This window comes from Nocardiopsis sp. CA-288880 (genome assembly GCF_050955985.1).
GTDB classification, from domain to species: domain Bacteria; phylum Actinomycetota; class Actinomycetes; order Streptosporangiales; family Streptosporangiaceae; genus Nocardiopsis; species Nocardiopsis tropica.
This window is the reverse complement of sequence record NZ_CP192105.1, coordinates 5,233,859-5,242,821: the sequence shown is the minus strand read 5'-3', so window position 1 is coordinate 5,242,821 and position 8,963 is coordinate 5,233,859. Positions and strand designations below refer to the sequence as shown.

Here is an 8,963-nt window from a genome sequence, read left to right as displayed (position 1 = left end):
ACCTCCCCGACCGCGCCCCGTGGGAGAGATGAAGGTAGCACCGGCGCGCCTATATGTGGAAGTAGTTGCGCTTATGTTTCTGTTCCCGTTCGTGTGTGTTGCTTTGTGTGCATCGCAGCTGTGATAGACGGTCCGAACGCGAGCCTCCTCCGAGGGTGCCGTCGGCGCACTCCTCCGCTCCGTGTCGCCGCCCAGGTCGGCAGGGCCCTCCGGGGCCCCGGAGGGCGGCCACGTTGTCATTTCGCAACGGTTTCCTTCGAGCAGTGGGGGTATTCGCCTACCGTTCCCCTTCGGCCGAGATGTTCTCCCCTGAGGAAGCAGAGGACCCGATCCACTTCGCGTGGCGGACCGGGAGGCGTCGACCTCTCGGCCAAGGGGGTGACCATCGACGGATCGGAGGACCTTGTGAGTGGTCTCAGTGCCGGCGCCACGGCTGTCAGGCGCACAGGGGGAATGAGTGCCACGACGACACCGTCGGGAACGGGGCGGCTCTCGGCCGCCGAGGGCAGGATCGCCAGGGCCGCCCTGGCGGAACTGCCGGGGAACGGGGTCGTCATGCTCGACGCCGGACCGATGGCGGAGCGGATCGCGGGGCTGCTGCCCGCCGGGTGCGGGCTGAACGTCCTGACCAACGCGGTCCCCGTCGCGCTGGGGCTGGCCTCGCGCCGCGACCTCTCCGTGCACCTGCTGGGGGGCCGGGTGAGCGCGGCGGCCGGGACCACGCTCGCCTCCGTGCGCCTGTTGGAGCAACTCCATGTGGACGTGGCCTTCATGGTCGCCGACGGGGTGTCCCCCGAGCGCGGCCTGACCTGTGCAGATCCCGCGGAGGTGATGGCCAGGAGGGCGATGGTGCGCGCCTCGGCCAGGACGGTGCTGCTGGCCGACCACACCAGGATCGGCGGCGACCGCATCGCCCGCTTCGCGCGGCTGCACGAGGTGGACTGCCTCATCACCGACGCGGGCACCGACCCCGACGACATCCGGAGGCTGCGCGGGCGCGGACCGCGCGTGCTCGTGGTCTGACCCCGCCCGCTGCAGGGCGCCTCCGGAGCGTCTGCGTACGTGTCGCGTTCGGCGCCCCGGTGTTCTCCCCCACACCGCGGCGCCCTCCACGCCCTGTCCCCGACCCGCGCCGCGGGCCGGGGGTGGGTGAACCGGCTCCGAGGGCGATGTCGTTCAGATGTTGTTTCGCGTGTGTTTCTCTCGGGGGAGGGGGTGTGTGGTCTTGTCGGGCCGCTGTGAGGCTGATGTCCGGAAGGTCGACCGTGTCACAGTCACAGAAGGGGCACGGGGGGTTGTTACAACAGGCGACTCCTCTATAAGCTCACGCAAGGACAGAAAAAAATCCAACCAATACCACATGGTTTCGGTCAGTCCTCGGGACCCGCCCCGCGCGACTCCGGTCACGCTGGCCCGCGTCGGGTCCGAACCCGGGCGGAGGACCCCCTCCGCCCGTCCGCTCAACGGCCCCCCGCGCCCGGTCCCGTGACCTCCCGGGCGCAGGAGACAGCCCCCACCCCTCGTCGGAAGGGAAAGGGCCCGCCCACCCGGGCCGGTTCCGCTGTGCACCACCCTCCCCTTCCATGGCAGTGGAGAACTCACCGATGACGACAGCCGCGAGAAGAGACGTCGCGGTCCTGCGCGCGGCCGCGGCCGCGGGATGCTGCGCGGCCCTCGTCCTGGCCGCGGGATGCGCGTCCTCCGAGGACGCGGGCTCCGAGGCGGGGGCGGCGACGAGCTCCCCGGCTCCTCCGGCCAACGAGGAGGAGGCAGCGGCGCTCGCCGCCTACACCGGCATGTGGGACACGGTCGTGGCAGCCTCCCACGAGGGCGGCGAGGTTCCCCCCGAACTCCAGGACTACGCCGTGGGCGGCGCCTACGCGCTCATGAGCGCGGCCCTGGAGGGGGCCGGCGCCTCCAGTGGGCAGGTCACCGGCGAACCCGTCCTCGCCCCCGTCGCCGCGGTCGAAGGACCCGACAGCGCGACGGTCGAGGACTGCCTCGACGACTCCGCCTGGAACCTCGGCATGGGCTCCTCCCCAGGGCAGGGCCCGCGCCTCGTCGAGGCCACACTCATTCACGACGGACTCGCCTGGCGCGTGTCCGACCTCAGGATCTGGGAAGCGGGATCATGCTGAGACTCGTACGACCCGCGGCCACCGCCGCGGTACTCACCGTCCTGGCCACCGGGATCGCCGCTCCGGCGCACGCCGACGACGGCTCCTTCCTCGGCCAGATCGAGTGCGGCAGCTCGGGCGGCCTCGGCTGCTCGATCCTGCTGCGCTACTGGCAGAGCCAGGGGGGCCAGCAGGGCTCCGACGGCTCGGGCGGCTCCGGAGCCCCGGCCGGTTCCTCTGACGGCGTCGACTGGGACGCCATCGACTGGGGTGCGATCGACTGGTCACAGGTGGACTGGAGCGCCATCGACTGGGACTCCATCGACTACGACGGCGAGGGGGAGGAGGGCACCGACATGATCACCACCCTCCAGGAGGCCATGGACGCCTTCGAACTGCCCCCGCCGCAGATCGAGACCTCCCCGGGCAGCGGCTCCCTGGTCCTGGTCAACACCCCCGTGTGGCTGTGGGTGGAGTCCCAGGACTGGGAGGCCACCGAGGCCTCCGCCGCCATCCAGGACTCGTCCTTCACGGTCACCGCCAGCCCCACCTCCACCCTCTGGACCCTGGGCGACGGTACGCAGATCCGCTGCGAGGGCCCCGGGACGCCCTTCGACCCGGCCGTGCACGACCCCGACTCGGCCTCCCCCGACTGCGGGCACGTCTACGACCTGTCCTCCGACAGCCAGCCCGGCGGCGCCTACCCCGTCACCGTCCAGGTCGGCTGGGACGTGGGCTGGGAGATCAGCGAGGGCGAGCTCTCCGAGGGCGCGGCGGGCGAGTTCGATCCGCTCACCACGACCTCGCAGGTCGAGCTCCGTGTGGCCGAATCCCAGGGCCTGGTCACCGACACAGGCAACCGCTAACAGCGAAAGAAGACGACAGACGTGGTGGACACGAAGACGGCACCGGCGCCCGCGGCCTCCCCGCGGCAGGGGGAGACCCCTCCGGTGCGGCTCCTGGGCAGCGGACCCCGCCGCTGGCGGTGGCTGGTCCTTGCCCTCGGCATGATGACCGCGGGCGGCCTGAGCGGCGTCCTGGCCCTGGAGCAGATGGACGACCGCCAAGGGGTGCTCGTCGCCGACACCGACCTGCCCGCCGGCCACGTGGTGGCCGCGGAGGACCTGCGGATCGAACGGATCTCCGTCGCCGACGGGGTCTCCTTCGTCGGCTCCGAGAGCCTGGAGTCGACGGTCGGCCAGACCCTCACCGTGCCCGTCACCGAGGGCGGCCTCCTCCCCGAGGCCGCCCTGGGCGCCGAGGCGGCCTTCCCCGAACGCGACCGCGCCGTGCTCGGCGTGGCCCTGCGCGTCGGCCGGTTCCCCGCCTCCATCGGACCCGGCGCCGCGGTCTCCGTGGTGGTCCACCCCGAGGAGGGCGCCACCGGCGGCGTGGAGGCCTACCGCGCGCTCGTGCGGGACGTCCAGCCCTCCGCGGCCGAGGACGGCTCCGTGGAGCTCGAACTCGTCGCCTCCTCCGCCGACGCCGCGGCCATCGCCTCCGCGGCGGCCGTCGAGCGCGTCAGCGTGGTCCAGGTCAACCCCCGGGGAGGCGCGTGATGCCCCGCACCGTGGCGCTCTTCTCCCTGGGCGGAGCACCCGGCGTCACCTGCGCGGCCATGGCGCTGGCCGCGGTCTGGCCCGGCGGGGCGGGGGCGGTCCTGGTGGAGGCCGACGCCTCCGGCGGCGACGTCGCCACCTGGCGGCGCCTCCAGCCCGAGCCCGGCCTGACCGGCCTGGCCGCCGCATCCCGGCACGGCGGTGCCTCCGCCGACCTGGCCGCGCACACCCAGGTCCTCCCCGGAGGGCTGTCGGTGTGCCACGCGCCCGTCACCGCGGACCGCGCCGACGGCGCGGTGCGCCTGCTGTCCCAGAACCCCGGCGTGCTCGCCTCCCCGGTCGGACCCGCGGTCGTGCTGGACCTGGGCCGCCTGACCCCCGGCGCGGCGGCCGCCGCGCTGGCCACATGGGCCGACGAGGCCCTGCTGCTCGTCGCCGACGACCTCGCCCAGCTGCGCCGGGCCAAGGAGGCCTCCGAGGCGCTGACCCGCAGCCTGCCGCGCCTGCGCACCGTCGTCGTCGGCGGCAGCGGCGGCGTCCGCGAGATCGAGGGCGCGCTGGGCCCGGGCGTGTGGGGACGGCTTCCCACCGACGAGCGCTCCGCGTCCTTCCTGCGCGGGGAGACCAACCCGCGCAAGCCGGAGCGCAGGCCCCTCCTGAAGGCGGCGGCGCGCCTGGCGGCCGACCTCGCCCGGAGCGGCGACCCGGCCCCCGCACCCGGCGCCGAAACACCGGCGCCCGCGCCCGAGGCGACGGGAGCCCGCGCATGAGCAGCGGACACGACGCCGGGTACGACATCACCGACGGCTACTTCCTGGACACCGACCGGGCCCGCACCGTGGCGAACCGCGTGGAGCGGACCGTCACCGAGGCCACCCGCCGGCTGAGCGAGGAGACGCGGGGCGAACCCGAGGACTCGCCCGAGGAGTACCGGGCCCGCGCCGAACGCGTCATCGCCCAGATCCTCGACGAGGACGCGAGCCGGGCCCTGTCCGAGGGCCGGCAGGTGCTCGACGCCACGACCGAGGCCTCCGTCGCCGCGGGCGCCCTGGCCCGGGTGTGCGGGCTCGGCCCCCTCCAGCCCCTCCTGGACGACCCCGGCATCGAGAACATCAACATCAACGGCGTGCACGTGTGGGTGCGCCGCGCCGACGGCAGCCGCGAGCGGCACGACTCCCTCTTCGCCGACGCCGAGGAGGTCGTCTCCCTGGTCCGTCGCCTGGCGTCGGAGTCCGCCACGGGGGAGCGCCGCTTCGACCCGGGTGCGCCCATCCTCGACATGCAGCTGCCCGGCGGCGAGCGCCTCAACGCGGTCATGGAGGTCGCCCGGCAGCCCTCGGTGTCCATCCGACGCCACCGCTACGGCCGCACCACCCTCGGCCAGCTCCAGGAACTGGGCACGATCGACGACACCCTGGTCGCCCTGCTGCGCGCGGGGGTGCGCTCCCGCCGCAACATGGTCATCACCGGCGGTACCGGCGCGGGCAAGACCACCCTGCTGCGGGCCCTTGCCGCCGAGATCCCCGTCGACGAGCGCCTCGTCACCATCGAGGACGTCTTCGAGCTCGGCCTGGACCGCGACCGCGACGCCCACCCCGACTGCGTGGCCCTCCAGGCCCGCCCGGCCAACGTCGAGGGCGTCGGCGAGATCACGATCGCCGACCTCGTGCGCACGGCCCTGCGCATGTCGCCCGACCGGGTCATCGTCGGTGAGACGCGCGGCCACGAGACCGTCCCGCTGCTCAACGCCATGAGCCAGGGCAACGACGGCAGCCTCACGACCCTGCACGCCGCGAACTCCGCGGGCGCCTTCACCAAGCTGGGCGCCTACGCCGCCCAGTCCGCCGAGCGCCTGCCCCTGGACGCCACGGCCTCCCTGGTGGCCGCCGCCGTGCACCTGGTGGTGCACGTGTCCGCACTGCCCACCGGAGGCCGCATGGTCACGAGCGTGCGAGAGGTGGTGGGCGCCGAGGGGCAGAACGTGGTCTCCAACGAGGTCTACCGGCGTGATCGCAACGGGCCCCTGCCCGCGGCCCCGCCCAGCCCCAACACGCTCGACGCCCTGGCCGAGGCCGGTTTCGACCCCGCGATGTTGACCCCCGACACGGTGGGGTGGACGCGATGACGACCCCTGTCCTTCTCGTCGCCGCCGCCGGCGTCCTGCTCGGCGCGGGGCTCTGGCTGGCCCTGGCGTCGCTGGCCGCGTCCGGTGGCGGCTCGCGCCCGTCGCGGATCCCTCAGTGGCGAGCCCTCATGTTCGGTCGGCAGCGGCCGCTGCGCTTGGTCGCGGCGATCGCCGGCGGCCTGCTCGTCTGGATCCTCACCGGCTGGCCGGTGGCCGGGGTGCTCGCAGCCGCGGGCTGCTGGTGGGGGCCCGCGGTGCTGGGACCCGACCGCGGCCACCAGGACCAGGTGGACGGGGTTGAGGCCGTCGCGGCCTGGACCGAGATGCTGCGCGACCTCATGGCCGGCGCCGCCGGCCTGCACCAGGCCGTCGCCGCCACGGTGCCCATCGCGCCCGAGCCGGTGCGGGAGGCTGTCGCCCATCTGGCGGAGCGGCTGCGCGCTGGCGGGTCCACGCAGGAGGCCCTGCGAGCCTTCGCCGACGAGGTCGACAACCCCACCGCCGACCTGGTGGCCGCCGCACTGAGCACGGCCGCCACGAGGCACGCCACCGACCTGGGCGTCCTGCTGGGCACGTTGGCCGAGGCCGCTCGGGAACAGGCGGCGATGCTCGTGCGTGTGGCCGCCAGCCGCGCGCGGCTGCGCACCTCTACCCGGATCATCGTCGGTACGACCCTGGGTATGGCCGCGTTCCTGATGTTGTTCAACCCCGATTACCTGGAGCCCTTTGATGGGTTCCTCGGCCAGTTGGCGCTCGCGGCTATCGGTGGCCTGTGGGCGGCAGCGCTCGTCTGGTTGTCCCGCATGTCCCGCTTCGATTTGGGGCCGCGGGTGCTCGCACCCGAACCCGCCCGTACCTCGGAGGCCGTCCGATGACCCCCGTCCTGGCTGCTGCCCTCGCGGGCGCCGCTCTCGGGCTGGCCCTGTGGGCGCTCTTCGCTGCCCGTTGGGCTCGGCCCACTCTCGCCGAACGCCTGGCCGCTCCGCCGCCTCCCCGGCCCATCATGGTCGCGGGTCCGGAGACCGGGGTATTGACGCGCCTGGGAAAGATCGGCTCCCCGATCCTGGAGAGCTTCGGTATGCCGGGGCCCCGCACACGGCGCAACCTGCGGGTGTGTGAGCGTTCGTCGGAGTCCTACCTCGCCGAGAAGTTCACCGCTCTGGTCCTGGGACTCACCTTCCCTCCGCTGATGGGTGCCATGCTCTCCCTCGCGGGCGTCCTCCCTTCTGGTGTGCTCGTGGGGGCCATGTGGGTGGCTTTCGCAGTGATCGTCTGGTTCGCCCCTGACATGTCTCTGCGTGATGAGGCGGACAAGCGCCGAGAGCGTATGCGTCGCGCGCTGGCCAGTTTCGCAGACCTGGTCGTGGTGTCCCTGGCCGGAGGCGCGGGCGTCAACGGAGCTCTGGCCGACGCCGGGGCGGCGGGTAACGGGTGGGCCATGGCCCGTATCCGGGAGAGCCTGCGTGAAGCGGCGCTCATGAGGCAGCCGCCCTGGATCGCCTTGCGCGACCTCGGTGAGCGCTACGACACCCCCGAGTTCGCCGAACTCGCGGCCAGTCTCCAGCTCGCCGGTGCCGACGGCGCGCGCATCCGCAGCTCTCTGGCCTCCAAAGCCAAGACACTGCGCACCCAGTTCCTGTCCGAGATGGACGCTGAGGCCCAGTCCGCCACCGAGCGGATGAGCCTGCCGGTGGTCCTGCTCTTCGCCGGTTTCCTGGTTCTGTTGGGTTATCCGGCAATGAGCCACATCCTGTCTAGCCCATGAGATTTCGACACACCCTGGAGCATTCCGATGCAGCGCATTACCGCCTACCTCAGCTCCCTGCTGCTCAGCCGCAGGGACGATGGCTACTCCACCGAGACGGTTATCCTCACAGCTCTGCTGGTAGGGGTTGCCGCCGCAGTTGGCGGAGGTCTTTTGCTCTATGTGCAGGAACGAATCGCCGCCCTTCCCACGGGCTGAGCGTGTGCAATCCACGGGATGACCGCGGTAGCGCGGAGATGGCTGTGGCCGCGCCCATGCTGCTGCTTCTGGTCTTGCTCGTCGTCCAGACCGCCTTGTGGATGCATGGTGATCACGTCGCAGCCGACATCGCACGCAGGACCGCTGAGCAGTCGCGCACGGCGGGCGGTGGCACGACGGTGGCCGATGGAGGAGGTTCCTTTCTCTCCGGCCTCGACGTGTCCGTCAACCGCACGGCACAGGAGGTACGCGTGGTCGTAGACGCCGAAGTGCCCAGTATCATCCCTGGTTTCAGTTGGCCGGTGGGCCACGAGGTCACCGCGCCCGTGGAGCGTTTCGTCCCGGCGGAGGCCGCCCCGTGATCCCCGTACACCCAACGGAATCCCGACGAGCTGACCGCGGGTCGGCCTCGGTGGAGTTGGTATTGCTCACCCCCGCCCTCCTGGCGTTCGCCATGCTCATGGTGCTCGCCGGGAGGGTGGCGGACGCCAACTCCACCGCTGACCAGGTGGCGCACGCTGCCGCCCGGGCGGCCTCCCTCGAACGCAGCGTCGGCGCGGCCGAGGCGGCCGCCTCGGGCACAGCCGCGAGCTCCCTCGCGGAGAACGGCCTGGCCTGCGGCGACCACTCCGTCACCCTCGACCACGGCGGCCTGGCCCCCGGAGGGGCGGTCACCGCCGTGGTCGAGTGCCGCGTCGGGGTGAGCGGCCTGACCGGACTGAGTGTCCCGGGGGCCATCACGATCACCGGGGACGCCACGGTCGTCGTCGACACCTTCAGGGGGCAGCCGTGAGACGCACGGACGACAGTGGCCAGGTCTCGGCATTCGTCGCCATCCTGGTAGCGGCCTTCCTGCTGTGCCTGGGACTGGTCACCGACGGCGGAGGTCTGCTGGGCGCCCGCAACGAGGCGGCCACCCTGGCCCAGGAGGCCGCCCGGGCGGGTGTCCAACAGCTCGACTGGGCCGCCTACCGCGAGGGCACGAGCGAGGTCGCCCTCGACCCCTCGGCGGCGTCCGCCGCCGCGCAGTCCTTCCTCAACGCCGCCGGCGCCACCGGTACGGTCTCGGTCAGCGGCGACACCGTGACCGTGACCTGTTCCGTGGGATACTCCTTCACCCTCCTGCCGATGGGGTCGACCACCGTCGACGCCACGGCCACCGCACGGCCCCACACCCAGGCGACCCCCTAGCTCCAGTG

General features: G+C 72.7%; 12 protein-coding genes. All 12 read left to right on the top strand.

The annotated features are described in order from the left end of the window. Window positions 1-453: 453 nt before the first annotated feature. The 12 genes from ACQPYD_RS22895 (at window position 454) to ACQPYD_RS22840 (ending at window position 8,955) form a co-directional block, all read left to right on the top strand. Window positions 454-1,023: a DeoR/GlpR family DNA-binding transcription regulator gene (locus ACQPYD_RS22895; RefSeq protein WP_433697622.1), complete on the top strand. Its 570-nt coding sequence runs from the start codon at window positions 454-456 to the stop codon at window positions 1,021-1,023. A 581-nt stretch (window positions 1,024-1,604) separates the two neighbouring features. Further along, a complete protein-coding gene (locus tag ACQPYD_RS22890; RefSeq protein WP_433697621.1) occupies window positions 1,605-2,138 on the top strand; it encodes a hypothetical protein in 534 nt (177 codons plus the stop codon). Further along, window positions 2,132-2,983, top strand: a complete 852-nt coding sequence (locus ACQPYD_RS22885) for a hypothetical protein (RefSeq protein ID WP_433697620.1) — start codon at window positions 2,132-2,134, stop codon at window positions 2,981-2,983. Before ACQPYD_RS22890 ends, ACQPYD_RS22885 begins: the two co-directional genes overlap by 7 nt. Before the next feature lie 21 nt (window positions 2,984-3,004). Further along, on the top strand, window positions 3,005-3,676 hold the full coding sequence (locus tag ACQPYD_RS22880) for an SAF domain-containing protein (protein WP_267945568.1): 672 nt from the start codon (window positions 3,005-3,007) through the stop codon (window positions 3,674-3,676). Further along, complete coding sequence (locus tag ACQPYD_RS22875) at window positions 3,676-4,446, top strand: hypothetical protein (protein ID WP_433697619.1); 771 nt, start codon at window positions 3,676-3,678, stop codon at window positions 4,444-4,446. The genes ACQPYD_RS22880 and ACQPYD_RS22875 overlap by 1 nt, the downstream gene beginning before the upstream one ends. Further along, window positions 4,443-5,801, top strand: coding sequence for a CpaF family protein (locus tag ACQPYD_RS22870; protein WP_433697618.1), 1,359 nt, complete (start codon window positions 4,443-4,445; stop codon window positions 5,799-5,801). The genes ACQPYD_RS22875 and ACQPYD_RS22870 overlap by 4 nt, the downstream gene beginning before the upstream one ends. Further along, window positions 5,789-6,676: a type II secretion system F family protein gene (locus ACQPYD_RS22865; protein ID WP_433697617.1), complete on the top strand. Its 888-nt coding sequence runs from the start codon at window positions 5,789-5,791 to the stop codon at window positions 6,674-6,676. The genes ACQPYD_RS22870 and ACQPYD_RS22865 overlap by 13 nt, the downstream gene beginning before the upstream one ends. After that, window positions 6,673-7,566 (top strand): type II secretion system F family protein, encoded by an 894-nt coding sequence (locus ACQPYD_RS22860; protein WP_433697616.1) that lies wholly within the window; start codon window positions 6,673-6,675, stop codon window positions 7,564-7,566. The genes ACQPYD_RS22865 and ACQPYD_RS22860 overlap by 4 nt, the downstream gene beginning before the upstream one ends. Window positions 7,567-7,593: 27 nt before the next feature. Beyond that, complete coding sequence (locus ACQPYD_RS22855) at window positions 7,594-7,764, top strand: hypothetical protein (RefSeq protein WP_433697615.1); 171 nt, start codon at window positions 7,594-7,596, stop codon at window positions 7,762-7,764. A gap of 38 nt (window positions 7,765-7,802) precedes the next feature. Further along, window positions 7,803-8,126, top strand: a complete 324-nt coding sequence (locus tag ACQPYD_RS22850; protein ID WP_433697614.1) for a TadE/TadG family type IV pilus assembly protein — start codon at window positions 7,803-7,805, stop codon at window positions 8,124-8,126. A 62-nt stretch (window positions 8,127-8,188) separates the two neighbouring features. Next, window positions 8,189-8,557, top strand: a complete 369-nt coding sequence (locus ACQPYD_RS22845) for a TadE/TadG family type IV pilus assembly protein (RefSeq protein ID WP_433697613.1) — start codon at window positions 8,189-8,191, stop codon at window positions 8,555-8,557. Then, window positions 8,554-8,955 (top strand): pilus assembly protein TadG-related protein, encoded by a 402-nt coding sequence (locus ACQPYD_RS22840; RefSeq protein WP_433697612.1) that lies wholly within the window; start codon window positions 8,554-8,556, stop codon window positions 8,953-8,955. Before ACQPYD_RS22845 ends, ACQPYD_RS22840 begins: the two co-directional genes overlap by 4 nt. The last annotated feature ends 8 nt before the right edge of the window (window positions 8,956-8,963 follow it).